Origin of the sequence: Maribacter sp. 4G9, assembly GCF_002742265.1 — a bacterium.
In the GTDB taxonomy this organism is placed as follows: domain Bacteria; phylum Bacteroidota; class Bacteroidia; order Flavobacteriales; family Flavobacteriaceae; genus Maribacter.
The window spans coordinates 73,106-99,193 of sequence record NZ_MDGL01000065.1 but is presented as its reverse complement, the minus strand read 5'-3'; the positions used below and the strand labels follow the sequence as shown (position 1 = coordinate 99,193).

Annotated in this window: 25 protein-coding genes and 1 pseudogene; 10 read left to right on the top strand and 16 right to left on the bottom strand. The window is 41.4% G+C overall.

From position 1 onward, the window contains the following. Positions 1-168: 168 nt before the first annotated feature. Together BFP75_RS09440 and BFP75_RS09435 are read right to left on the bottom strand one after the other, a co-directional pair. Positions 169-816 (bottom strand): annotated as a pseudogene (locus BFP75_RS09440) (glyceraldehyde 3-phosphate dehydrogenase NAD-binding domain-containing protein); the annotation flags it as partial. Positions 817-931: 115 nt separating this feature from the next. Continuing rightward, the gene (locus BFP75_RS09435; protein WP_099545023.1) at positions 932-2,329 is read right to left on the bottom strand and encodes a S1C family serine protease; all 1,398 of its coding nucleotides are present in this window, start codon (positions 2,327-2,329) and stop codon (positions 932-934) included. 127 nt (positions 2,330-2,456) lie between these two features. On the opposite strand from BFP75_RS09435, the gene dapF reads away from it, so the two are divergent. The 4 genes from dapF to BFP75_RS09415 all read left to right on the top strand — a co-directional run bounded on the left by dapF (position 2,457) and on the right by BFP75_RS09415 (position 5,570). Beyond that, entirely contained in the window at positions 2,457-3,233 is a 777-nt protein-coding gene (dapF, locus tag BFP75_RS09430) for a diaminopimelate epimerase (protein ID WP_099545021.1), read from the top strand. Then, positions 3,227-3,751, top strand: a complete 525-nt coding sequence (locus tag BFP75_RS09425; RefSeq protein ID WP_099545019.1) for a GNAT family N-acetyltransferase — start codon at positions 3,227-3,229, stop codon at positions 3,749-3,751. The genes dapF and BFP75_RS09425 overlap by 7 nt, the downstream gene beginning before the upstream one ends. Further along, the gene (gene mltG, locus BFP75_RS09420) at positions 3,751-4,794 is read left to right on the top strand and encodes an endolytic transglycosylase MltG (RefSeq protein ID WP_099545017.1); all 1,044 of its coding nucleotides are present in this window, start codon (positions 3,751-3,753) and stop codon (positions 4,792-4,794) included. The genes BFP75_RS09425 and mltG overlap by 1 nt, the downstream gene beginning before the upstream one ends. 146 nt (positions 4,795-4,940) lie before the next feature. After that, positions 4,941-5,570 carry a hypothetical protein gene (locus tag BFP75_RS09415; protein ID WP_099545016.1) on the top strand — a complete coding sequence of 210 codons (630 nt, stop codon included), beginning with the start codon at positions 4,941-4,943 and terminating at the stop codon, positions 5,568-5,570. Between the two features lie 53 nt (positions 5,571-5,623). On the opposite strand, the gene BFP75_RS09410 is transcribed toward BFP75_RS09415, so the two are convergent. The 3 genes from BFP75_RS09410 to dnaA are packed head-to-tail and all read right to left on the bottom strand — an operon-like array spanning position 5,624 to position 8,233. After that, on the bottom strand, positions 5,624-6,346 hold the full coding sequence (locus BFP75_RS09410) for an SAM-dependent methyltransferase (protein ID WP_099545041.1): 723 nt from the start codon (positions 6,344-6,346) through the stop codon (positions 5,624-5,626). A gap of 4 nt (positions 6,347-6,350) precedes the next feature. Further along, positions 6,351-6,803: a low molecular weight protein-tyrosine-phosphatase gene (locus BFP75_RS09405; RefSeq protein WP_099545014.1), complete on the bottom strand. Its 453-nt coding sequence runs from the start codon at positions 6,801-6,803 to the stop codon at positions 6,351-6,353. 5 nt (positions 6,804-6,808) lie between these two features. Further along, positions 6,809-8,233, bottom strand: coding sequence for a chromosomal replication initiator protein DnaA (gene dnaA / locus BFP75_RS09400; protein WP_099545012.1), 1,425 nt, complete (start codon positions 8,231-8,233; stop codon positions 6,809-6,811). 206 nt (positions 8,234-8,439) lie between these two features. On the opposite strand from dnaA, the gene BFP75_RS09395 reads away from it, so the two are divergent. Beyond that, a complete protein-coding gene (locus tag BFP75_RS09395) occupies positions 8,440-8,835 on the top strand; it encodes an acyl-CoA thioesterase (protein ID WP_099545040.1) in 396 nt (131 codons plus the stop codon). A gap of 3 nt (positions 8,836-8,838) precedes the next feature. On the opposite strand, the gene BFP75_RS09390 is transcribed toward BFP75_RS09395, so the two are convergent. From BFP75_RS09390 to ribD, 4 genes are read right to left on the bottom strand one after another with little or no spacing between them, the layout of a single operon-like run. Then, positions 8,839-9,462 carry an IMPACT family protein gene (locus BFP75_RS09390; protein WP_099545011.1) on the bottom strand — a complete coding sequence of 208 codons (624 nt, stop codon included), beginning with the start codon at positions 9,460-9,462 and terminating at the stop codon, positions 8,839-8,841. 9 nt (positions 9,463-9,471) lie between these two features. Beyond that, entirely contained in the window at positions 9,472-10,362 is an 891-nt protein-coding gene (locus BFP75_RS09385) for a DMT family transporter (RefSeq protein ID WP_099545009.1), read from the bottom strand. After that, entirely contained in the window at positions 10,362-10,964 is a 603-nt protein-coding gene (locus BFP75_RS09380) for an HAD family hydrolase (RefSeq protein ID WP_099545007.1), read from the bottom strand. The genes BFP75_RS09385 and BFP75_RS09380 overlap by 1 nt, the downstream gene beginning before the upstream one ends. Then, a complete protein-coding gene (gene ribD, locus BFP75_RS09375) occupies positions 10,942-12,042 on the bottom strand; it encodes a bifunctional diaminohydroxyphosphoribosylaminopyrimidine deaminase/5-amino-6-(5-phosphoribosylamino)uracil reductase RibD (protein ID WP_240531751.1) in 1,101 nt (366 codons plus the stop codon). Before ribD ends, BFP75_RS09380 begins: the two co-directional genes overlap by 23 nt. 98 nt (positions 12,043-12,140) lie before the next feature. Here ribD and BFP75_RS09370 point away from each other — a divergent pair, with 98 nt between their 5' ends. From BFP75_RS09370 to BFP75_RS09350, 5 genes are read left to right on the top strand one after another with little or no spacing between them, the layout of a single operon-like run. Beyond that, the gene (locus BFP75_RS09370; RefSeq protein WP_099545006.1) at positions 12,141-12,626 is read left to right on the top strand and encodes a GNAT family N-acetyltransferase; all 486 of its coding nucleotides are present in this window, start codon (positions 12,141-12,143) and stop codon (positions 12,624-12,626) included. Position 12,627: 1 nt separating this feature from the next. Continuing rightward, the gene (prmC, locus tag BFP75_RS09365) at positions 12,628-13,473 is read left to right on the top strand and encodes a peptide chain release factor N(5)-glutamine methyltransferase (protein WP_099545004.1); all 846 of its coding nucleotides are present in this window, start codon (positions 12,628-12,630) and stop codon (positions 13,471-13,473) included. Between the two features lie 5 nt (positions 13,474-13,478). Next, positions 13,479-15,473, top strand: coding sequence for an NAD-dependent DNA ligase LigA (ligA, locus tag BFP75_RS09360; RefSeq protein WP_099545002.1), 1,995 nt, complete (start codon positions 13,479-13,481; stop codon positions 15,471-15,473). A 9-nt stretch (positions 15,474-15,482) separates the two neighbouring features. Next, positions 15,483-16,721 (top strand): cation:proton antiporter, encoded by a 1,239-nt coding sequence (locus BFP75_RS09355; protein WP_099545000.1) that lies wholly within the window; start codon positions 15,483-15,485, stop codon positions 16,719-16,721. Next, positions 16,718-17,014: a hypothetical protein gene (locus BFP75_RS09350; RefSeq protein ID WP_099544998.1), complete on the top strand. Its 297-nt coding sequence runs from the start codon at positions 16,718-16,720 to the stop codon at positions 17,012-17,014. Before BFP75_RS09355 ends, BFP75_RS09350 begins: the two co-directional genes overlap by 4 nt. 13 nt (positions 17,015-17,027) lie before the next feature. Here the strand turns inward: BFP75_RS09350 and BFP75_RS09345 are convergent, their stop codons facing one another. The 7 genes from BFP75_RS09345 to BFP75_RS09315 form a co-directional block, all read right to left on the bottom strand. Beyond that, a complete protein-coding gene (locus BFP75_RS09345) occupies positions 17,028-17,681 on the bottom strand; it encodes a DinB family protein (RefSeq protein WP_099544996.1) in 654 nt (217 codons plus the stop codon). A 97-nt stretch (positions 17,682-17,778) separates the two neighbouring features. Further along, positions 17,779-18,387: an SET domain-containing protein gene (locus tag BFP75_RS09340; RefSeq protein ID WP_099544995.1), complete on the bottom strand. Its 609-nt coding sequence runs from the start codon at positions 18,385-18,387 to the stop codon at positions 17,779-17,781. Between the two features lie 465 nt (positions 18,388-18,852). After that, positions 18,853-20,166: a hypothetical protein gene (locus tag BFP75_RS09335; protein WP_099544993.1), complete on the bottom strand. Its 1,314-nt coding sequence runs from the start codon at positions 20,164-20,166 to the stop codon at positions 18,853-18,855. Continuing rightward, complete coding sequence (locus BFP75_RS09330) at positions 20,159-21,490, bottom strand: ADP-ribosylglycohydrolase family protein (RefSeq protein WP_099544991.1); 1,332 nt, start codon at positions 21,488-21,490, stop codon at positions 20,159-20,161. Before BFP75_RS09330 ends, BFP75_RS09335 begins: the two co-directional genes overlap by 8 nt. 435 nt (positions 21,491-21,925) lie before the next feature. Beyond that, positions 21,926-22,810, bottom strand: a complete 885-nt coding sequence (locus tag BFP75_RS09325) for a pirin family protein (RefSeq protein ID WP_099545037.1) — start codon at positions 22,808-22,810, stop codon at positions 21,926-21,928. A 336-nt stretch (positions 22,811-23,146) separates the two neighbouring features. After that, positions 23,147-24,592, bottom strand: a complete 1,446-nt coding sequence (locus BFP75_RS09320; RefSeq protein ID WP_099544989.1) for a sulfatase-like hydrolase/transferase — start codon at positions 24,590-24,592, stop codon at positions 23,147-23,149. A 579-nt stretch (positions 24,593-25,171) separates the two neighbouring features. Then, the gene (locus tag BFP75_RS09315) at positions 25,172-26,008 is read right to left on the bottom strand and encodes a DUF5694 domain-containing protein (RefSeq protein WP_240531750.1); all 837 of its coding nucleotides are present in this window, start codon (positions 26,006-26,008) and stop codon (positions 25,172-25,174) included. Positions 26,009-26,088 lie beyond the last annotated feature (80 nt).

The window sequence follows — 26,088 nt, the reverse complement described above, 5'->3', positions numbered from 1 at the left end:
GTGGCCTTCATCAAGGAACACATGAGAAAAAGGATAGAGACCTCGATAAGCCAGATCTGCGCATTGATGCCGAGGCATATAAACGCAGTGACCCCGGACGGGTTCATCATCAAACTGATACTGTTCGTGATGGCGTTTCAGTTTGAAAAAACAGTACTATAATAGGAAACTCGAGTTAATTATTTGAACAGTCGTACCATTGATCAACAGGGTGTTGTCCTTGGTATTTACGGTGACCGTTCCCGTAAAATTACCATGAACGGAATCCGTTCGCAAAAGACTGGCCCTTTTTTCCAATAAGTCTTCATTTAGGTCCCCTCGTACAACAATGGCCCGCAATGGCATTTGATTGCCTTTTCCAGTTTTTGACATGAGTTCCCTTGCCAATAACCGACCAATTCGTCCAAAACCATAGAGTATGACATCCTTTGGTTTAATGCTTTTATATTCCGTGGCCGATTTAAGTTTATCGATAACAAAGGCTTTCACGTTGTTAAAATTGTTATCATCGGAATGGTATTCATAGGTCAATTTGCCGATGTCCAATTTGGCCGGAGGCAATTTTAGGTCATTGATGGCCCTAAGGATTTCAACGGAATCGAAAATTGAAATGGGTTTTTGTACAAACTCCCCCGCATACTCGTGCAACCGAATTATATCGCTTACGTTGCGATCAATTAATGGGTTTTTAAATAGGACAATTTCTATGGACCTATCATACCATAGGTCGCTGATGATCTTTATAAACTCCGTTGTGGCCTTTCTTCTATCTGCTTGGAAGGCCAGTTCTTTTTCAAAGGATATTTTGCGAGACATATTGGTTTGTTGTTGTATAAAAGGTCAAAATTATGCCTTTTATGAAGATTTGTAACAACTATACATAAAAAAAGCATCCGTTTACAGCGGATGCTTTCCAAACTTAAAATTTGAGTTATTGAAAAATTAAGCGTTCTCTCTCGCCTTTTTCATTAAGCATGGTGATAATAGTTTTTCCATACCTAGAAATGGCCCCAAAGGCCGTGTCCGCATCCGAAATATCCTTAATATCCTTTTCATCTACTTTAACGATGACCTTGCCTTCCAGCCCATAGCCCCTGTAACGCTCCGGTACTCCCGTAATTTTCACCCCGTTTTTTGTTCTAAATCTCTTTTGATCTTCTTTGGTCAGGTTCTTTACTTCCATTCCCATGGCAGGTACTATCAATAATTGCCTTTCCTTTAAGATTACGGGTAAGGTCAATAGTTCTTGATTTCTTTCAACGGTAACATTAATAGTATCATTTGGCCTTTTGGTACCCAAATAGCCTGTAAGGTCCGGATATTTGTGTATCTCTATTTGATCGATCTTTTTAATGATATCGCCCAATTCCAAGCCTGCATCATCAGCACCGGATTCTTCCTCAATGCTTTCAATGTATACACCGTCTATATTGTTTATGCCCCTTTCTATAGCATCCCGGGTATCCACGGGGGCAGGACTTATACCCATAAACGCTTTTCTAACGTTTCCATACTCCATAATATCGTTCACGACTTTCTTGGCGATATTGCTGGGAACTGCAAAGGAATATCCTACGTATGATCCTGTTTGCGACGATATGGCCGTATTGATGCCAATCAAATCTCCATTGGTGTTTACCAAAGCACCTCCGGAGTTTCCCGGATTTACAGCGGCATCTGTCTGAATGAAGGATTGATTGGAACGTGTGTCCAAACTTCTGGCCTTTGCACTTACGATTCCCGCCGTGACAGTAGATGTCAAATTAAACGGATTTCCAACGGCCAATACCCATTCCCCAATTTTTGTATTGTCAGAATCTCCAAACGCCAAATAAGGTAGTTTGTCCTCAGTATCTATTTTGATTAGGGCAATGTCCGAATTTGGATCGGTACCCACCAATTCCGCTTCAAAGGTCTGGTTATTGTTCAAGGTCACCTGTAGCTGCGTTGCATTGGCTATAACATGATTATTGGTCACTATGTAACCATCTTGGGATATAATCACCCCGGACCCTGTTCCCACTTGAGGAGTTACGGTACCTCCGGATCCGTAGAAGAAATCGAAAACACTGCTTCTTCGAGCGCTTAAAGTAAGGTTTTTTACGTGGACCACGGAATTTACCGTACGTTCGGCGGCATTTGTGAAATCAACTTCATTTATTCCAGAGCCTAAAGCCGAAGTAGGCGTATAATTAGTGCTAAAAATGGGTTGTGAATCATTGGAAGTTACAATGGCGTAATTGGGTTTCTCAAAGAAAAACTTATAGGTACCTAATGTTATGGCACCGGCAAAGATGGAAACGAGTAAAAGTCCTCCAATTCTCTTCATAATCTATACTGTTTTAACCTTTTAAAGGTAAAATTACATCATTTCCATTTTTTTGGTAATGGTTTAACGACTTTTTAACTGCAAGGATGCCTCAATTAAATCCTATCTTTGTGGTTCAATTTAGCTTATGACCACTACATTTTATAAGTACCAGGGAACGGGGAACGACTTTATTATGATTGACAATCGGTCATTGTTTTTTCCTAAGGAGGACCAAAACCTTGTAGCTTTTTTGTGTTCCAGAAGATTTGGGATTGGGGCCGACGGACTCATTCTTCTTGAAAATGATGCATCCTTGGATTTTAAAATGGTGTATTACAATTCTGATGGCAAAGAGGGCAGTATGTGTGGAAATGGTGGAAGGTGTATTGTTGCATTTGCCAAGTACTTGGGCATTATAGATACAACAACACAATTCATGGCCGTGGACGGACCCCATTCGGCATCGGTCAACGAAAATTGGGTACGTCTAAAAATGCAGGACGTAAAGGAATTAAAAAGTAAACCAAATGCCCTGTACTTGAATACGGGCTCGCCCCATCACGTACAATTTGTCTCAGATCTTGAAAAGTTCAACGTTGCCAAGGAGGGTTCCAAAATAAGGTACGGTATTTATGGGGAAACGGGAAGCAATATCAATTTTGTGGAACAAGTTACCGGGGATACCTTTAGGGTAAGAACCTACGAGCGGGGAGTGGAGGATGAGACACTTTCCTGTGGTACGGGAGTTACGGCCGTAGCACTGGCGATGCATCATTTGGGAAAATTAAAGGATAATTTTGCACATATAATAGCTTTGGGAGGTCAGTTAAAAGTCGAATTTGATTTTGAAAACGATACCTATTGCAAAGTCCATTTAAATGGAGAGGCCAAGCAGGTTTTTAAAGGTGAAATTTCATGGTAAACCTTCAAGGAAATAGTATTAAGTTAAGGGCCTTGGAAAAAGGGGACTTGGATTTACTTTTCGAACTGGAGAACCATCCATCAGTTTGGGAAATCAGTGGTACACTGGCGCCTTATTCCAGAAATGTCTTAAAACTGTATCTGGAAAATGCCCACAGGGATATTTATGATGTCAAACAATTGCGTTTGGTGATCTGTACGTTGGACAATGAGGCCATCGGCCTAATAGACCTTTTCGATTTCGACCCAAAAAACAAGCGGGCAGGGGTTGGCATCATTATTTCGGAAGAAGGGAAAAGAAACAAGGGCATTGGTACGGAAGCCCTTGAAATTTTATGTAGGTATGCCTTTAAGACCTTGGGTCTGCAACAGCTATACGCCAATATTTTGGAAGAAAACGAAAGAAGTCTCCATCTGTTTAAAAAACTGGGTTTTCAACTGGTGGGAACCAAAAGGGATTGGATATTTACCGAAGGCGTTTTTAAAAACGAATTGTTATTTCAAAAGATTTTTAGATAATGTACATCAAAAAAATTGTGGTCGCCATATTGATACTTGGACTGATCGGGGCCGGTGTATTTGCCTATAGGGTCTATAGCACCTTTTTCACACCAAATACCAGCTTTAATAACAAGGAAGCATTTGTTTATATAGGTTCCAACGATTCCTTTGCGGATGTTAAGGAACAGCTCGAGCCACTTTTGACCGATCTTCCATCTTTTCAAAAAGCTGCTGAGAGGAAGGGATATGCATCCAATATTAGGGGTGGGAAATATCGCATTTCAAAGGGTATGACCAATAACGACATTATCAACAATCTAAGGGTAAACAACATCCCCGTAAGGGTATCCTTCAACAATCAGGAAAATATTGCCTCACTGGCGGGCAGGATTTCCGAGCAAATAGAAGCGGATAGCCTTAGTCTTTTGAAGGTTTTTAATGATACCGAGTTTCTGGGTGAGAACGGTTTTGATAAAGAAACTAAATTGGCCTTGTACATACCCAATAGTTACGAATTTTTTTGGAACACTTCTGCGGAAGAATTCCGGGACCGTATGCTAAAGGAGTATAAACGTTTTTGGACCGAGGATAGGCTTGCAAAGGCCAAGGCCCAGGGAATGACACCCACTGAGGTGGTTTCTTTGGCCGCTATTGTCCATAAGGAAACTGCCAAGGTGGACGAAAGACCACGTGTTGCAGGTGTCTATTTAAACCGATTAAGATCGGGTATGCTCTTACAGGCGGACCCTACGGTTATCTACGCCATTAAAAAGGAAACCGGTAATTACGACACCATTATAAAAAGGGTCTTGTATAGGGATTTGGAAATGGATTCGCCCTACAATACCTATAAATACGGAGGCGTTCCTCCCGGACCAATTACCATGCCCGATATAAGTGCGGTTGACGCTGTCCTAAACCCGGAAAAACATAACTACTACTATTTTGTGGCCAACGTAAAGAACTTTGGTTATCATATGTTTGCCGAGAATATTGCGCAGCATAACCGAAATAAGGCACAATACATCCGCTGGCTTAACGAACAGAAAATCAACAGGTAGGCCCTTATCGTCATTTTAAGACATGTTAACTAAAAGTGTATATTTTTAACAAAATCTTCCCAATTTACGTTTTTAACATACCTAACTTTGCACCAGAAATTTAAGCAAGCGATTTTTATAGCTGTAAGTCTTAAGAAAAACACTTTATGAAAAGATGGATATTGTTCTCTTGTCCTCTTATCGTGATTTTTATTTTTTCGAGTTTCAGTTTTAGGCTTTACAATGTTGAAGTTCCTGAAGCTTTAAAAGTAAAAGAACCCCCTCCGTTTTTGTTCCCCCAGGACAAATCTTATTTTGAAAAAATGAATGTACGACCACCATTCTTGGGGAGTAGGTACATCGGTTTTAAGGAAGCCTTGGCTTTTAAGGAGTCTCAAGGCAGTTATTCGGCTGTAAATTCTTTCGGATATTTGGGTAAATACCAATTCGGCGTCAATACGTTGGCCCTAGTAGGTGTATACGACTCGATTCATTTTTTGGAAAACCCTGCCTTACAAGAGGAAGTTTTCGAAAAGAATATCGCCCGAAACAAATGGATTTTAAGAAAGGATATCCAGCGATTTGTGGGCAAACGTATCAATGGCATCGAAGTAACCGAATCTGGTATCGTGGCTGCTGCCCATCTAGCGGGACCTGGAAACGTGAAACAGTATTTGCGGACCTTTGGTAAGACAGATGTTACGGACGGTTATGGAACTACTATCGCGACGTATTTAAAGATATTTTCAGGATTTGACATCACTATGATCAAACCTATAAAAAACCCAAGAATATAAAGTACTATTACCTATGAAAATGGGAAAGCCTTGGCAGTAATGTTAAGGTTTTTTTATGCCTGAATGATAAAGATTGTTGGGCGTTTATGTAGGTCTACCTGTTCCAATTTCCATTGAGATGCAGGCTTGGTCCTAATAAATTCTGTGGTAAGGGTAATGTCACATGCTACGCAAATTCTAGTATTACCGGAGACCGTTTTTACAAGCTCTTCCAACAGCTTATTGTTTCTGTAGGGTGTTTCTATGAAAATTTGGGATTGATTTTCTTCCTTGGATTTTTTTTCCAAGGTCTTTATCTGTTTTTTCCTTTCTGAGCCTTCAATCGCCAAATAACCATTGAAAGCAAAATTTTGTCCGTTCATGCCACTGGCCATGAGGGCAAGAATGATAGAGGATGGTCCAACCAACGGAACCACTTGTATGTTCCTCTCATGGGCAATTTTTACGACGGCGGCCCCTGGATCTGCAATTCCTGGGCATCCAGCTTCGGACAATATGCCCACATCATATCCTTCCGAACATGGGTTCAAAAAACTAGGTATCTCAGACGCTTCTGTGAACTTGTTGAGTGAAAAAAGGGTCAAGGAGGGTTGTGATTTTCTGGGCGAAATTTTCTTTATAAAATGTCGAGCCGTCTTTTCGTTCTCAACAATGTAGATGTTTATTTCTTCGATCGCCCGTTTAATGGAAATGGGAAGTACTTCCAATGGGGGAATTTCTCCAAGGGTGGAGGGAATTAAATAGAGCTTGCCTTTTTTGGATATTTCTTCTGCCATATGTCTAGGAAAGTTTTTTTGCAATGGCATCGCAGGCCTTGTCTATCAAGTGAAAGACATGATCAAATCCATCGGCCGTATCATAATAAGGGTCCGGCACCTCTAGCTCCCCATCGTTTGTTTCACCTAGCAATAGTTTTACCTTGGCCGCTTGCTCCTCATTTCTGCTCAAGCCAATAATGTTGCCATAATTGCTTTTATCCATGGCATAAATGATGTCAAAATCATCCAAATCCGTCGCCTTAAGTTTTCGGCATACTTGACGGCTGATGTCGATACCATATTTTCTGGCAATTGCAATGGATCTGGGATCGGGTGGATTTCCAATATGATATCCTCCAGTGCCTGCAGAATCTATATATACCGTAGTGATGTCAACCTTGCTTTTTAGAATGCCCTCGGCCAATGGCGACCTGCAGATATTTCCAAGGCAAACCATCAAAACTTTGGTCTTCATCAAATTCAGGAGAATTTTTTGGTAAGGTCTTCTATATATTTACGGAACTGCTTATCCGTTTCGGCCAGATTATCCACGGTTTTACATGCATGTAAAACGGTAGCGTGGTCCCTTTTGCCAATTTGCGAACCAATGCTCGCCAAAGAGGCCTTTGTGAATTTTTTTGCAAAGAACATGGCCAATTGCCTCGCCTGCACAATATGTCTTTTTCTTGTTTTGGATTGTAACGTGGCTACGTCCATTTCAAAGTAATCGGAAACTACCTTCTGTATATAATCAATGGATACCTCCCTTTTGGTGTTCTTTACGAACTTCTCCACTACTTGTTGCGCCAATTCAATGGTAACTTCCCGTTTGTTTAGGGTAGATTGGGCAATAAGGGAAATAATAGCACCTTCCAGTTCCCTGATATTGGTCTTGATGTGTTTGGCAACATAGTCAATGATATCATCGGGCATTTCCACGCCATCCCTATATAGTTTGTTCTTTAGGATGGAAATTCGGGTTTCATAATCCGGACTTTGCAATTCTGCCGACAATCCCCATTTAAAGCGGGAAAGTAGGCGTTGCTCGAAGTCCTGCATATCTACTGGAGCCTTATCCGAAGTTAAAATGACCTGTTTGCCATTTTGATGGAGATGATTGAAGATATGGAAGAACACATCCTGGGTTCCAGATTTGCCGGAAAGGAATTGAACATCGTCAATAATCAAAACATCTATTAACTGATAGAAATGGATAAAATCGTTTCGGGTATTTTTTTTGACGGATTCTATGTACTGTTGGGTGAATTTTTCCGCCGAAATATATAATACGGTACGTTCTGGATATTTGTCCTTTATTTCTACCCCAATGGCATGCGCCAAATGGGTCTTTCCCAAACCAACGCCCCCAAAAACCAACAAGGGGTTAAAGGATGTGCCTCCCGGTTTGTTGGCTACGGCCATACCCGCAGAGCGCGCCAAGCGATTGGAATCACCTTCCAGAAAATTATCGAAATTATAGTTTGGGTTTAACTGGGATTCAATTTTAATATTCCTAATACCTGGGATTACAAAGGGATTTCGTAGTTCCGGATTTTTGGACTTTATGGGAACGTCCATTTCTTGGGGACCCATATTGCCCCTATTGGAACTGGGTATTTTTTCAGTGAAAGGTTCTTTGTTGCCATAAGTATTTTCCATCTTAATGATGTATACCAATTTGGCGGTTTCACCAAGCTGTTTCGTTAAAGCTACCTTAAGTAATTTCACATAATGCTCTTCCAGCCACTCGTAAAAAAATTTACTTGGCACTTGTATACTTAACGCATTGTTGGAAAGCTTGATAGGCTTTATAGGTTCAAACCAAGTTTTGAATGCCTGCGGTTGGATGTTATCCTTGATAAATACCAAACAATTTTTCCATACGGAATCGGCAGTAACATTCATAATAATTAAAGCTCTTGTTATTGGTTAGTTTAAAGCGAACAATTTAAAAAAAATAGAGACAGTTATTTTAGCTCTGTAAAGTGGACAAATATGTGAACAAAAATTCTAAAAAAAAAATCAATGCCTCTTGAATTTGAGCTTTTTTTTTCTCATGTTCGTTGCCTACCAACGGGGGCTTTAAATATATAGTTTTTAATTATAAATCAATGGGGTTTAACGAAATTTCTTTTCGCGTAAGATATGGGGAAACAGATCAAATGGGCGTTGTGTATTATGGTAACTACGCGCAATATCTTGAGATGGGAAGGGTTGAGTGGCTAAGGTCCCTGGGGCTTTCCTACAAATGGATGGAGGAGCATGGGGTCATGCTTCCAGTTATTTCCCTTAAAATAGAGTATAAAAATCCTGCGCGATATGACGACCTTATCACGGTCCGTACCCAACTAAAAAGCAAACCGTCCGTACGCATAGAATTTGACTATGTTATACTGAACGAGGCTGGTGAAATTTTGATCGAAGCGAACACCGTTTTGGTGTTCATGGACGCTTATAAGAAAAAGCCTATAAAATGTCCGGATTATATTCTGGAAAAACTATCATAATTCCTACTTTTTTAAATCAGGCAATTGGACGGAAATTTTATGATGGGCTTCCAGTTGTTCCAAAATGCCGGGTAGTAGATCTTTTTGAACGGAAACACGTATTTCACAATCCAGATGCAGCTTTTGGGAAAGTATTTCCAATTGGTTCTTTTTAATGAACCTCATGACGGTATCCATTTCCGCATATTCAAATGACATGGACACTTCCTCCGTTAAAACTTTTTCAGATATCACAGAATTTTCCAATGCCAACTTGGCCGTCTCCCTGTAAGCGGTCATCAAACCGCCTACACCCAATTTTGTACCTCCAAAAATCCTGGCTACAGCTACCAGCACATTGGTTACGTCAAAGGATTGTATCTGACCATAAATAGGCAGTCCAGCAGAATTGTTGGGCTCCCCATCATCATTGGCCCTATATTGAACGTCTGTAATTCCTAATTGCCAAGCATAGCACACGTGGTTTGCCGTAGGGTGAAGTTTGCGAAGTTCGTCAAGAATCGGTTTCACTTCTTCTTCGGTAGTTATAGGAAAGGTATATCCAAAGAACTTGCTTTTCTTTTCCTTGAACAATACTTCCCCCGAAGGTTTGTCCGTAGTCTTAAATCTAGTGATTTTGGAATCCATTGCTTTGGTTTATCCGAACATCATTTTTTGTATTGAATTACCTAGCGCTACCAAAACGATACTAACAATGGCCAGGCCTATGCCTATCCAATTTTTGCCACTAATCCTTTCTTTGAACAAGAATATACCAAGCAATGTGGAAAGCATTACAATGGCTACGTTATTGATCGTAAATATTGAAGCGCTATTTAAGGTTTCGCTATCTAATGCCTTCATTAAAAAGTATATGGAAAAAAAATTTGGCACTCCCAAACAGATACCTCCAATGATATTTTTAGAATTTATTTTTAAGCCGTCCCTAAAAGATTTCAACAATATGAACAAAATTCCACAGGATGCTGCAGATCCAAATACCACGGCTGAAAACAATGGGAATTCTTCTTCGGGTACGGATACCTGTTGGGCGTATTTTATGCTCGTGTCTATGATGCCGGAACCAAGAAATACGGCCACGGGCAACAATAGGAGGTACCTGTGGTTGACTACATTCTTTTTTCGCATGGTGGCCAGGTATACCGCCACCAAGGCCAAAAGGATGCCCAAAATTTCAAAAAGGCCAAGGCGCTCCCCATACATCCACATGCCAAAGACAACAGGTATCGCCAATGACATCTTCGTCGCTACGGATGCCGCAGAAACTCCCACTTTTTGGGAAGTGGCCGCCATAAGGTTGAAAACTACAATGAACAGAACGCCCAAAAGAATCGTTCCAAAAAACCAAGGTTGCTCAATGACCTTTGAAAATTCAACACTACCAGTATAGAAATAGATTCCTACGGAACACGCAACAAAATAATTGACAATAATGGCGTAAAGTGTCTGTATCCTGTATTTGGTGTACAGTTTAAAAATCACAAAGATTAAACTGGATGCAAGAACGCTTAGTACCAAGTATTCCATTACAGCTTTTTGTTTAGCTCAACAATATCCTCTTTTCCGACTAGAAGGTTCCAACATTGTATCCCCAATTTTTGCGCACTATCCGTATTTGCCTTGGTGTCGTCAATAAAAAGTGTTTCCTCTGGAACTAGCGAATTTTCGTTCAATACGTATTCGTAAATATTGGTATTGGGCTTGCGCATCTTAATCTGTTGGGACAAATAGAAGCCTTCAAAACAGTTTCTGAAACGCTCAAAACGTTCCAGTCCCATAGTCTTTTTTACATATTCTATGTGTATATCGTTCGTATTGCTCAATAAAAATAAACGGTGGGATTTTTTTGTCTTTAATTCCTCTATAAATTCCAATCGATACTCCGGAAAATCAAGCAGGATGGAATTCCAGGCATCCAGTAAATCGGTTTCAGTAGCTTTGGGATACATTTCCTTTAGGTCTGCCAGAAAATCATTGGATGACATAAGGCCCGTTTCGTAATCCTTGCATAGTATATCCAGCGCCACCGTATATTCGGTATAGCCAAACGCTTCCATTTTTTTAAACACTGCTGGCTTGTCCAGGTTGATGAAAATGTCGCCAAAATCAAATATGATATTTTTTATCATTCCGGATTATTTTTAAATGGTCGTTTAAAATGTATTTTTCTTGAACTAGTTCTCCCTGCAAGATAGGGGCTTTTATCCCTTTTTTAAAGACGTTTTTTCCAACAAAAATCCTTGCCTCGTCCCACAGGTTTTCATCGATAAAACCTTGAATGGTCTTGGCGCCACCTTCCACAAGAACGCTCAGTATATTTCGTACATAAAGATTTTTAGACAACTCTAAAATAAGATTACTATTTATATTAATATATTGATAATCAATTTTTTGTATACTTTTATATTTATCTTTTATTGAAGTATAAATTATTGTAGGTTGTTTGCCGTCCAAAACATGAAAACCTTTTGGTATTTTAAGCTCCCTGTCAATGATGAGTCGGATTGGTGGCCTTCCGTTCCATAGTCTGGTGTCCAATTTTGGATTGTCTTCCAGCACGGTGTTTGTACCTGCCAAAATAGCCTGTTCCTCACTTCTCCATTTGTGTACTAATTGTCTGGAATAGGTATTGGTAATCCAATAAGGTTCAGGATCGGAGTGTCTGAGTTCCTTTCCCGGGGATACAAAACCATCGGCCGTCTCCGCCCATTTTAAGATGATATAGGGCCGTTTTTTCTCGTGAAAGGTCAAAAACCGCCTATGATGCTCCCTGCACTCTTTTTCCAGGATACCGACAGTTACAGAGCACCCTGCTTTTTTTAGGGTTTCTATTCCCCTTCCGGCTACTTTATCGTGTGGGTCTTTGAGGCCCACTACGACCTTGGGTATCTTATTTTCGACAATTAGGTTGGCACAGGGAGGGGTTTTTCCAAAATGGGAGCAAGGCTCCAGGGTTACGTACAGGGTGGATTTGGAAAGTAGGTGTCTCTCCTTAACGGAGCGAATCGCGTTCACTTCGGCATGGGGTCCGCCATAGGCGCTGGTAAAACCCTCTCCAATAATCCTATTTTCATGCACAATAACGGCGCCTACAGATGGATTGGGCGCTGTGGAACCCTGTCCGTTTTTGGCGATTTCAATGCAGCGGCGCATGAATATTTCGTCCACCATGATTGGGGACTCAGGGTTCCTGAAATTTGTATCCATAGGAAAAATCTTGTTGAAAACTGTTTTTTAGGTTTTTGCCCAATTCGTGTATCTTCACCAATCAAAAATAGCACTTTAAAACCTATTCTTTAAAAGTCATGCAAGAGGTTCTAATACGGGAGATAAGACCTGCCGATAATAAAGAGGTCGCAAGGGTTGTACGCGAGGTGTTGGTGGAAATGGGTGTGCCAAAAGTGGGTACGGCCTATGCCGATGCTGCCCTTGATCGAATGTATGAGACCTATAATGTACCCAGGGCCACATACTTTGTCATTGATGATGGTGGCGCAATTATAGGTTGTGCAGGCGTGGCCCAATTGGAGAATTACGTTGGCAATGTTTGTGAGCTTCAAAAAATGTACTTTTTAAGAGCTGCACGTGGGCGTGGGCTTGGTGCTAAAATGATGCAGGCCTGCTTGGACCGTGCACGTGAATTGGGATTTGAAAAATGTTATCTGGAAACGATGCCGTATATGGAGGATGCCCAAAAGCTGTATAGGAAGACCGGTTTTGAATATATAGATGCGCCTATGGGCGATACCGGGCATTATTCCTGCCCCGTTTGGATGTTGAAAACCTTGTAACATGTTGTTGAGGGAGTTAAAAAGGATTTTTCATAACGAATTGGATACTTTGTACGGCAATGAGGAGGTTGCCAGTTTTTTTTATTTGCTGATCGAACATTATCTAGGTTTGGAGCGATTTGTCCTTGCTGTCCAGCCCGATGTAAGGATCGAAAAGAACGAGGACCCAGAACTGTTTTTGGCCTTGTCCCAATTGAAGGAGTTTCGACCTATTCAGCATATCATAGGGTCAACACATTTTATGGATATGGAATTTAAGGTGGGTCCCGAAGTCTTGATTCCACGTCCGGAGACCGAGGAATTGGTTCGATGGGTGTTGGCCGATGTGGATAAAGAGGCCGATTTGGACATTTTGGATATGGGAACAGGGAGCGGCTGTATCGCCATAGTCCTTGCAAAAGCATTGAAAAATGCAACTGTTCACGGTTTGGATATTTCAGATGAGGCTTTGGAAATCGCTAGGGAAAATGCGCTTCTGAACGAGGTCGATGTTCATTTTTTTACGTCCGATTTACTAAATTTTGAAAGTGAACTATTATTTGATATAATTATATCCAACCCTCCTTATATCAGGGAATTGGAAAAAATAGAAATGAGTAAAAACGTGATATCCTACGAACCTGGGAATGCACTCTTTGTTCCGGATGACGACCCGTTGATTTTTTACAGGGGGGTTGCTGATTTCGCATCGAAACATCTAAAACCAAACGGTATGTTGTATCTTGAAATCAATCAATACCTTTGCGCGGATACGTGCCAATTAGTGCGCGATTATGATTTTGAAAACATTGAATTACGTAAGGATATGTTTGGGAATGATAGAATGATCAAAGCTATCAAGAAGTAAAAACTATGAATATCGAAATTAAAATCAAGGCCTTAAGGGACGAGCTGAGGGAGCACAATTACAACTATTATGTTCTGGACAACCCCTCGATATCCGACTATGAGTTTGACATGAAGTTGAAGGAGCTTCAGGACTTGGAGACCAAGCATCCCGAGTATTTTGATGAAAGTTCGCCCACCATTCGGGTAGGTGGCATGGTGACCAAACATTTTGAAACCGTCGTTCATGAGCATCGCATGTATTCCTTGGATAATTCCTATTCCAAGGAGGATTTGGAGGATTGGGAAAAAAGAATCCAACGAAATTTAGGGGATGCCCCTGTCTCATATACATGTGAGCTTAAGTATGATGGGGCCTCCATCAGTATTACCTATGAAAACGGAAAATTAGTGAGAGCGGTGACCCGCGGAGACGGTTTTCAAGGCGATGATGTGACCACTAACATAAAAACTATAAAGTCGGTTCCCTTGAAATTAAAGGGCGATTATCCAAAGAAGTTCGATATTCGGGGTGAGATCGTCCTGCCTTTTGAGGGCTTTACCAAAATGAACGAGGAGCGGATCGCCAACGGGGAAGAACCTTACATGAACCCAAGGAACACGGCCTCCGGAAGTTTAAAATTGCAGGACAGTGCCTTGGTGGCCCAACGCCCTTTGGAATGCCTTTTATATAGCATTGTGGGTAAGGAAACCGGCATAAGTACCCAATTCGAGATGTTGGAAAAGGCCCGAGAATGGGGTTTTAAAGTGCCAACCGTGGCCAAATTATGCAAGAACACCCAAGAAGTTATGGATTTTGTTGAGCACTGGGACGTAAACAGGCATAGTCTGCCCTACGAAACGGACGGGGTGGTGGTAAAGGTCAATACTATCCAACATCAGGAGGAATTGGGATTTACGGCCAAATCCCCTCGTTGGGCCATGGCCTATAAATTCAAGGCGGAACAGGTATTTACGGTACTTAATGAAATCACCTACCAAGTAGGGCGCACTGGGGCCATAACGCCAGTGGCGAATCTGCAGCCAGTGCTTTTGGCGGGAACCACTGTCAAACGGGCCTCCTTGCACAATGCGGGCCAAATTGAGAAATTGGATATTCGGGAGGGGGATACAGTGTTTGTTGAAAAAGGAGGTGAAATCATACCCAAAATCATTGGGGTGGATCTTTCTAAACGTCCTAATGATTCAAAACCCACGGAATATATATCTGAGTGTCCGGAATGCCACACTTCCTTGATTCGTACTCCGGGCGATGCAAAACACTATTGCCCGAACGAATACGGATGTCCGCCACAAATTACAGGGCGAATTCAGCATTATATTTCAAGGAAGGCCATGGATATCGAAGGTTTGGGCGGTGAAACTGTAGAACTGCTCTTTAAGGAAGGGTTAATAAATGATTATGCGGATTTGTACGAGCTTACCAAAGAGCAATTGTTGCCCTTGGAGCGTATGGCGGAAAAGTCTGCAGAAAACCTGATTCAAGGTGTTGCGGATTCGATAAAGGTGCCTTTTGAGCGGGTATTGTTCGCCTTAGGTATTCGCTATGTAGGCGAGACTGTGGCGAAAAAATTGGCGAATGCTTACAAAGCCATTGATGCCCTTATGGTCGCTACCAAAGAAGAGTTGATTTCCGTGGATGAAATTGGCGACCGGATTGCGGAAAGCGTAGTCGACTTTTTCCAAAACCCAAAAAATTTGGATGCCATAAGCCGTTTACGGGAAAAAGGGGTGCAAATGGAACTTTCCGCTGAAAAGCTCCAAAACCAAACCGATATCTTGAAAGGTACTACCTTTGTAGTGTCCGGGGTATTTGAAACGGTGAGTAGGGACGAGCTTAAAAAGCTGATTGAGGACAATGGTGGAAAAGTAGGTTCTTCTATATCCTCCAAAACGGGTTATTTGGTTGCCGGGGACAAAATGGGGCCCAGCAAAAGGACCAAAGCGGAGTCTTTGGGTATCCCTATCATCACGGAGCAAGAATTTTTAGCAATGATTTAAATAAAAGGAATGGATTACTTCATTATCAGCGCTGTACTGGTTTTTATTTCGGCAATTTTTGGATATATAAATGTCCGGTTTTTGAAATTGCCCAATACTATTGGACTCATGCTGATAACGATTGTATTTACCTTGGCCGTTTTTGTCATCGGGTATGTGGACGACACCCTTCTAAATGCCGAAAGGTATATTATTTCTCAAATCGATTTTAAGACGGTTTTATTGGATATCATGTTGAGCTTTCTGCTATTTGCGGGTGCGCTTCATACCAATTTTGAGCAGCTAAAAGTACAACGATGGCCTATTCTGGTCTTTTCTACCTTGGGCGTTTTGGTGTCTACCTTTTTGGTCGGTACTATTATGTTCTACCTGTTGAAAATGACCTCTATGGACGTGAATTATATCCATTGTTTGCTTTTTGGGGCACTTATTTCCCCAACAGATCCCATAGCTGTATTGGGAATTTTAAAGAAGGCTGGCGCTCCTAAAAAATTAGAAACCAAGATTGTTGGCGAGTCCCTATTTAACGATGGAGTAGGGGTAGTCGTATTTTTGACCATTTTTAAAATGGCTTCCTCGGGAGGGGCACCTGTAGAGCTTATGGAAATACTTGAGCTTTTTGGGGTAGAGGTTATTGGAGGTATTCTTTGGGGCCTTTTGATCGGTTGGGTAACGTACAGATTGATGCGCAGTATAGACGACTACGATATTGAGGTGATTATAACCTTGGCCGCGGTCATGATGGGGACTGTGGTCGCCCAAAAATTTCACCTTTCGGCACCCTTGGCAATGGTAACTGCCGGCTTGGTCGTGGGGAACGATACCGTGAGAAATTCTGCCATGTCCGCTAATACGGAGATATATGTCGATAAATTTTGGGAATTGTTGGATATTTTGTTCAATACGTTGTTGTTTGTCCTCATAGGTATGGAAATGTTGGTCATCAGCTTTGAAACCAGTTACATTATAGCTGGTTTGATTGCGATTCCCATTGTCTTGGTATGTAGATATCTCAGTTTGCTGATGCCCATTAAGTTTTTTGAAAAACGCTTGGATTTTGTGCCCGGGACCAATTTGGTCATGACTTGGGGCGGATTGCGAGGGGGTATTTCCATTGCCTTGGCCCTTGGTTTGACCCAGGATATGAATAGGGACCTGTTTTTGGTCATCACCTATGTGGTCGTGGTCTTTTCCATCATCGCCCAAGGTTTAACTGTTGGTAATCTGGTAAAACGAGTTTCAAAATGATACCCAAGGATTACGCCGAATTTGAAGCAACCTTAGCAGGTTTCCAGCCACTATCCGATTGGCCGGAAGGACTTAAGGCTCTTTGGTTCGATGCCAAGGGCGACTGGCAAGCTTCCCACAATATTGCCCAAGACATGCATAATCAGCTGGGCAGTTGGATCCATGCCTATCTACACCGAAAGGAGGGCGACCGATTCAATGCTGGCTATTGGTACCGACAGGCAAATAAGCCCTTTTCAAAATTATCCTTGGAAGATGAGCTTCGGGAAATTGTGGAATATGTGCTCCAGTAATTGAAACTACAGATTAAAGCGTATTATGCTTGGAGTACCCTGGAGGTTGAATCCCCTTCATTCGCAAATAGCTGACTGCCTGTGCCCTGTGGTGGACGGTATGGTTTTCGGCACGAAGTATAAGGTCTAGGTGGGTATGGCCCTCCAAATACCAAGGTTTTACCTTGTCCTTTCCCTGTTTTAAAAAGTCATCTTTTAATCCCTTCAAATTTGCCAATACAAAATCAAAGGTTTCATGGAGATAGGCACCTATTAATTCCTTGTTTTGCTCCGGACTGCGTTTTTGTAGACTATCGGCATTAAAAACACTCAAGGGATCAGGCAGTTCCAAAAAGAAAGGCGCTTCCTTTAGGGCATTAAAATCGGCATAGGTCTTTTCATCTTTCAACACCCCAATGAACATGTTGTTCGTATACCCGATATGCAAAAAATGCTGGGCAAAGCTCATTTGCTCAGGACTGGGCCTGAATTCCAAATCTTCCAAGGGCATGGCGTCCAATACGGCCAAGGTATATATCCTTGATTTTCCCCATCGGTTTATCAAAATATCCGAGAAGCTTAATTCCTCTTGGATCAATTTGGGCATTTTGGTAGCAAGGAGCGTCAACGGGCTTAATCCCAACCATCCAAGCAAAAGTCTTCTTTTTGTATTTGGTTTGATTTTCATACCATTGTAAAAATAAGAGGGTTCTTGTTTCTATAAAACTTCAATATAGCCCATTTAAAACGGATATCTACCAAATGGGCCCTCCTTTTGCCTTTGTTTAGTTGGAAGCTACGGTCGTTTTTTCAGTATCAAAATAGTTTGAAAGAATAGAGGCCAAGGCCTCCTCGCCGTTTAGAATACGTTCTATTTTATTTAATGTTCTTGCAGGTAGCACCGGTTCCAAAGGTTGGTTTACTTTCTTGATTCTGTGAAATACCTTTTTAATCTTGTTGTCCCATACTTTGTGATATTTTAAAAGGTCGTCCGGATAGACCGTTTTGCGTCTGGTTCCTTCGTTGATGCCCCTAAAAGGGCTCGTAATATTCAAATACCCATAATCATCGGTCAATTGTTCCCCGGGCTGGATGTCCCTTATGGCCATCTCAAAGTCATAGGGGGTGGTGAGGCAATTGGAGTTAAAACTATGGTTTACGTATCTTCCATGGTCCCAACAAAGGACAAGATTTCCGTTGTTGTTCCTATATGTATACGTGTCCAGAATATCCTGATAAATGGGCTCCATATTCTGAAAATCCAAGGGACTGAACTCCCGATCCAATTTATCCAACACCCAGGTAATGGTGCCAGCGGGTATAAATTGGGTGGCCACGACACCGTAGCCTATTTCTTTGCTTATAAAGCGTAATTCTGTATGCGGATGAATCATTTTAATAATGGATTTAAGTATTTCTTTATGAGTTGGTTATAATCAAAGATGTATCCTCGATACCCATGCTGATTAAAGAATAAAATTATATCTTTTATAAATACAAATGCAGGAATTTACGCTGTTTGGAAAAGGAATTTTACACTTTTTTTAAAACCCATTTTGTCATAATCTTGTGTCGTCTAGAATGAGCGCATTGACTGGGTAATCCCATTCTATGTTCATGGAGTTCTCACATTTTTTTGGGTAGGTTCGCATTGACGCATGTTGTAATCCTGTCATTCGGACAGAGCTTCGATACCTATGGAAGCGACGAGGAATCTAACTTTATCATAGATTTCCCACGCTCCTTACGTTCGACTTCGACTCCCATTCGACTGCGCTCAGGGCAGGTCGCTCAGTCTGACAGGTTCGAAATGACACTTGATATAACAGCTTCGACCTGAAAACGTTTTACTTAAACTACTACCTGGCATACCGTTCAAAGAATTCTTCAGTATCCTTGATGTCCTCCAGTTTCAACATCCAGCACACTTCGGAAAGGTCCGAAAAGTCCAGCCCGTTTTCTGCGACCGCCTCATTATTATACCGGCCTTCTTGGCCGTTGTATTTGTTGGACAATTCCACCGCCAATTCCCAAACCGATTTTAATTTGGAATCCGTCACCTTTTCTTTCCATTCCGTATACCCAGGGGTTCGAAATCCTGGCGTTCCATTGCCCACGGCATTTCCATCTGGAATTTTGTTGTAATCCGTGTTCTTTTTTACAAAATCCAACAGTTCCGGTGTCGTCACTTCCTCGTTCCAGTCACTATGCTGTACAATATGGATTCGTTTGGTGGTTTCCAATCCAGGTAACTTCTTTTGAAGTGCCTTGACCACGTGGGCCGAAAAGTCGGACTGGCCCGCTTCCGCGATCCAGATATCACCCTGAGCTTCCAAGGTGGTCGTGGCCAATTGTGCGACTTTTTCTGCCGCCGCTTCCATACGTTCGTGGGCATCTGTCCAATTTGTAGCAAAAGCTAACTTAAAAAGGGCATTGGGGGGTACATATAACCCTTCTTGACTGCCATAAGTGCCCGCAACCGCATGATAATGCATGTGCATGAAATTGGGAGAGGTCATTAAGGTCAATAATCCTGCAGCGGCCTGTAGGTCGTCCACATCAGTCTTGCAATCAAAATTCATTAACAGGAGATCTTTCCCTATATCAAATCGAGGCTGGTTTTTGTAAAGTTCCAGCGCTTTCAAATATTTCTGTCCACCGGCCTCCGTTTGGTCCTGTAAAAAGTCGTTAAGTTCAGGGTGCTTGTTGTTTACAAAGGTTAGCAATTTGGTTCTGTTGTTCCCAAAAGTTTCGGCATCAAAATCCACATATTCGGTGGCCACTTTGGAAACTTTGCCATCTACAACGGAGAGATAATAATTACTGATAAAAGGTTTTTCGTATAGAAATTGAATTCGGGTGTCCAATTTGGAAACTTGTGCCTTTACTGTACCGTCACCTTGCGGTTCAATATCCATAACCTCGTAGGTTGGGTCAAAAACCGCGTCCCACTTCAATAGCTCTTTATAGCCTTCTTGCGAATATGTTGACGTGTATTCCCCTTCCTGGGTTTGTAGACTATCGGCTAGCAACACTGGAATTTGAGAATAATCTGAAGTGTCCAGCATATTAAAATACCGGGTTGCAATTTCGGTATCGCTAAATTTTTCCGAATCCTTACAGGAAATGAATCCAATGGCGCAAAGTGCCAATAAAATTTTATTTTTATTCATGTGTAGTGTTTAATGGAATGATCCAAGTATTGTTTTCTGCATCGATGCGACCGTTCAGTTGTTCCTGTACGACCCTATCGGTTACCTGTATGCCCTTTTCCGCAATAGCCTCAAAAGTATCGATTCCGTCGTTGGGGAAATTTTGCCGGGTTCTATGTATATTGAATATATTGGAAAATTGCTTGCCAAAAGCCTTTTCCACGCCGTCCTTACCTAACATAAAACCGAGCATACCGCCCCAGGTGGCCGTAGGATTATCGGAATCCCATCCGGTAAGCACCCCAATTTTAATGGTCTCCTTTAAGTCTCCTTCACCATAAAATAGACTGACCAAACTAGCTGCAAAATTGATACCTGCAGCAAAACAGCCATTACAATATAAGTTTTGGGAGGTAATGTCATACCCATCCTCTTCATTCACCTGATATCTTTGGTAAATAGAATCCCGAGTCTGTTCCCAAGGAATCCCAGATTCATATAGTTGATGTACATAATCGTACATTTTGGCTGGGTATTCCGTATCGGGGAGGGATTTACGCGCTTTTTGGGCAATCGATAGAACCCTATTCGACATTTTTTCTTCCGATGGTTGGCTTGCCAAAGCATACATGCGTACATAAAATTTGGAAATGTCCTCCGCTTCCTGGCTTGCTACCGTTCGTATGGGCAGTTCGGCGATTTTAACGGCGATATCCGGCCTTGCAGGAGCAAAGAGACCAAAAATTTCTGTTGTCAACTGCGCATCGATCATTTCAAAATGTTCGTTTTGTTCCGGGCTTCCTGTAACTGGTGGCAAAACCCCTTCTTGCATTAGGTCAAAGGCTTTTTGGTTGGAGACCCATAAATAGTTTTCCTCTTCGGGACGAATATGGATTAACCAACCATCCCGAATCTGTTCCGGGGTGAGTAGGGTGGTTTCGTGGGTAGCAAGCAAATGTTGATACATATATTCAATGTCCGTATCATCGTCCGCACCCCATATTTCAGTAGTGTCCCGAAATACAAAGTCAATGGTGGGGGTGAGGTCGCTGGGTTCTCCCTCCGAAAAAATACTTGGCTGGTCCGGTTTGCCCCAATCGGCACGGGTATAGAAATCTCCGGTTTTAATTTCACCAATGTTTCCAATTTTATCCATCTCGGTGACCAATCCGGTCCAATTAGCAATACATTGGGCGAGCCAAAAACCATAAAGTTGGTCTTTGTACGTATCCCTGGAAATGGATATGGTTTCTGTTTCCTTAAGGGAAGCTGTTTCTTTGTTGTCGTTTTTACAACCCAAAATGGATAGGACGAGGAAAGCATAAGTAAATACCTTTGGTTTCATACTAGGGATATTAAAAATCGGTTTGGTCACTACTTAAAAATAGGGTATAGCGCGCACATGGGCAACTTTGATTTTGGGGTATTGTCTTTCCGATAGAGCTCCGATTAATATCGGGGCGACAAGGAATCTATTTCTGGTTCCTTAGATTTCTCACCCTCCTTACGGTCGATTTCGACTCCGCTCAGTCTGACAGGTTCGAAATGACACTTGCTTTAACAGGTTAGAAATGAGCATTCGATTATTACTGTCATTTCGAAAGAGGGCAACAACTGAGAAATCTCGTATTGAATCTTCAGATTTCTCACGATTCTGGCAGTCGACTTCGACTGCGCTCAGTCTGACAGGTTCGAAATAATAGTGCGTATTTCATACTATTATATATAGTCTGACAGGTTTGAAATGACATTGTATAACTAGAAACAGATGCAATGCGTCTTACTTCAACCGCATTTCAGGAAAGGGAATATACGTATTATCGCCCGGTACTCTGGGAAATTTTTTCTCCATCCAGTCCTGTTTGGCCTGTTTTAGTTTCTCGCGGCTTGAGGATACAAAATTCCAAAGTAAATAATGTTCCCGGCCCAAAGGTTTGCCCCCAAATAACAATAATTGGGTGTTTTTGGTTACATGGATGTTACAATGGTCTTCCGTTTTGGAAATCAACATTTGTCCTGCCTTGATTTCCGAATCTTTTTCAAAGACGCTTCCCGTAACCACCACAATGGCAATTTCCCCTTCCAGTTCCCCATTGATTTTAATAGTTTGTTCCTCCGGACTCGCAATTTTCAGCATAAATAGGGGAGAATAGACTTTTAGAGGTGATTGCCGACCATATCCCGTGCCTGCTACCAAGGTATATTGGGTTTGACCGTCCTGCCAATGGGGTAATTTTTCTTTGGGGATAAACTGAAAATTAGGTTCCATGTCTTCCAATTTCTCGGGTAGCGCCACCCAAACCTGATACCCGTGCATTGTAAATCGGGAGCCAGTACGTAGATGATCCGGGGTGCGTTCCGTATGGGTCACGGCCTTACCGGAGGTCATAAAACCTACATCGCCAGGGGTAATGATTTGATTGGCACCGGTACTATCCTTATGTGCTATTTCGCCTTCAAAAAGGTAGGTCAGGGTACTCAAGCCGGTATGAGGATGTTGGTCCACGTCCATGTATTTGCCGTTGCCTAAGTCAACGGGTCCCATGTGGTCTATAAAGGTAAACGGACCTACTTGGCGTTTTTTACGTATGGGCAATAACCTACCTACGGTAAACTGACCAATATCCGCAGGTTTTTCATCTACAAGAATTTGATCGTTTGTCATGTAATTTAAAGGATTTAAAATTGCGGGAAATTGGCCACGTAATGCTACCTCCCACTTCGCTTTATTCAATATTACAAAAAAACCGGGTCAACTGCCGTAGTTTTATTAAATGGACGGTGCACTAAAAAAGAATAAAGAGCCTCGTGCATTTTACACTCGTAGAAGGCGTCAGCAGAAAGTAGGCCAACAAACCCCATTAGGGTTCAAACATTGAGCCCTACCAAAAGTGTTACAATCAATTTTGGATTCGCAAAATCTATTCGTTGTTCTTCAAGCATTTTGATCCTTTTTACCAATAATTAAAATACGAATCTATTGCATAGCATTTTTGAATCACTATTTTAATCCAAGTGCCTCTAATTGAAGGTTTTTCATTTGGTTTTGCATTTGTGCCACAATGGTTGCATAGGCCGGTTGATGGATCAGGTTATGTTGTTCAAAAGGATCATTGACCAAATCATATAGTTCCGCTTCGTCAAAACGCAACCACTTAATATATTTAAACCTATCGTCAACCACTACCCTGTAGTCTAATTGGGCCGTCCAAGGGAATGGATTTTCATGGCTGTAATATTCAACGAAAGCACCCAACCGGATGGCCTCCGTTTCCCCCTTAATTAAAGGGAGTAATGATTTTCCTTGAATGGAATTAGGTATTTCAATATTGGCTATATCCAGTGCGGTGGCAGCTATATCAATAGAAAGAACAAGCCCATCAACCACGGAAACTGGATTTTTAATACTGGCATTTTTTATTAGTAAAGGCGCTTTAATAGACTCTTCGTAAGGCATTCTTCGTTCCAATGAAAACCCGTGCTCTCCAAAAAAATAGCCATTATCACTAGTAAGGATAATAGTTGTTTGATCGTCTATTTTCAATTCCTTTAAGGTATTCCATATTTTTTCAAGGCTTTCGTCCACGGCCAACATCATCTCTGCCCTGTCCCTTATGGAAGTATCCGAAACGCCCAAGTCGATCGCAGGTATCCAAAGGGAGTCATTTTCTATGGTCGTTGAGCGAATTTTAAAGGCATTTTGAATAACTGGTTTACCTTCCTCTACGAGACCAGTTACTGAATACGAAATACTCCTTTTATATTCTTCATTCGAGTATGTTCCTTTATGTCTATCTGCCGGGATAAAAGCTTTTGGAACGGATAAATCTGTGGTGCCATCATCTCTTTGGACTGCCTCTGGATGGACCGCTTTATGTCCTATGTATAGAAAGAAAGGGGAATCAGCGGATTTCTTTATAAAATCCACGGATTTTTCCGTAAAAATATCAGTAATGTATCCTTCATACTGATACTCTTGGTCGCCTTCATAGAGTTTTGGGTCATACGTTTTTCCTTGTCCTTCCATGCACAACCAATAATCATAACCTGGTCTCGGTTTTGGGCTATTTCCCATGTGCCATTTGCCCACATGGGCTGTTTTATACCCAGCTGATTGGAGGTATTTTGGGAAAAGGTCCAGCATAAAACTTGCCTGGTTTCTAGAGGTGTTGTCCAGTATACCGTGTCTCGATGGATATTGCCCGGTAAGGATACTGGCACGATTGGGCGAACACAAGGGAACCGTATGGTAGGCCCTACTGAACCTAGTGCCTTCATTTGCCAATTTATCTATGGTTGGCGTTTTAAGAAAGCTATGACCACCGCCGCCCCATTCGTCATATCTCATATCGTCTACCACAATTACAATGATATTGGGGTGTTTAACTTGGGCCGATAAAAAAGTTGCCATGAAGAAAAGCAGTGGTAGTATCAAAATTTTTATCATAGAATTCACTTTTTGTTTCGTACGTTCCCTTTTACCGATTTTTTAATAGCGCTTGGATCAGCAACTATTCTACTAAAGATAGATTTTATTTCTTATGGTATGAATGTATTTATTACCCAAAGGTGGTATCTAGACTTCCAATACCATTTTATATCCCCTAAAGCCTTAATATAAAAGAATTAAGGATTACACCTCCAATTTACAATGCCCTATACCTGAAATCTAAAATTTGGGTAAAACCAAAATGAATTTCAAGCATTTAACTTGCCAACTAAATGATATTGCGCCCCGCTCTGCGAGGTTTGTAACTTCGCAGCTTACCAAGAAATACGCAGCCATCACTTTTCCAATTTTCGTTCACTCTTATTCCTTACTCAGAAAGGTACGAAGTTGCAAACCTCGCACAGCTAGGTCCCGTATGGCAGTGTTATGATTTGCTATTTTGTATCATCCCAAAACGGGATTTAACCTATCAAGCCCGTAGAGTCGCCAAAACTTGAAAGTAGTACTTATTAGTGGTAATAACAAAAATTTAAATATTTTTAATAACCTGATATTTAAGAATTTAAATTATTTTATTTAATCTAAATTATTAAACTTAATAAATTCAAATTCTGAAGAGCTTTCAATCAATTGTCGTAAAATGGAAGCATGCCCATTTCCAAACAGGACCAAAATTTTATCATTGGTGCTGGTGCTAATTTCCTGAAGGTTTCTATAGATCCTTAGATTTCTATTGTACCACCAAATCGATAGGATATCAGCTCCCCTGAAATTATCAAGTTTGAAATCACCAACTAAATAGCCACCGTATTCCACTTTATGAAATTCCTTGGAATTGATATATTTGAAGTAGTCTAGCATGTTCATTTTGGTGACCACGGTATTACTATAGTCATAAAAATCCATGTACATTTTTTGGTATGGGTCGTTGCTTTCAAAATCAAAGTCCTTAATGAGTCTTTGATAGAAAATTGAATCGAGTTTTTCTATTTCTGGGTCAAATGATTCCGCGTCAATACTGTAAAGGGTATCCAGACCAAGTTCGGTCGCCAATCGCATCGCGATTTGAAATCGCTCGTCCCGTTCATTTCGGTAGGCATTTTCCTTATACTTTCTTAGTTTTTCGGTCGCGTTCCAACTAGGAAAGGCTTCAATGGCTATTTTGGTTGGCTTAAAGGTCTTAATATAATGTATCACCTCGGTTAGTTCCGTTTTTTTGGGTGCTTCCAGAACATCTATTTTTTGCACATCGGATATTTTCACCACGTCAAGATTGGGGTAGTACATATGGAATGTGCCAACCACCTGCACCTGGGCTTTTTTGGAAGGGAAGAAAAATGAAGGTTCTCGTGGGGTTTCTGCTTTTTGTCCAAAACCTGACCCTATCAGCATATACGGTATTCTCTCTTTCATCAAATGTTTGCCAACTTAGGAATACAAATCATATGATTTATATATCTCTCATATACGGAACAAGATACTCCTTTCCAACT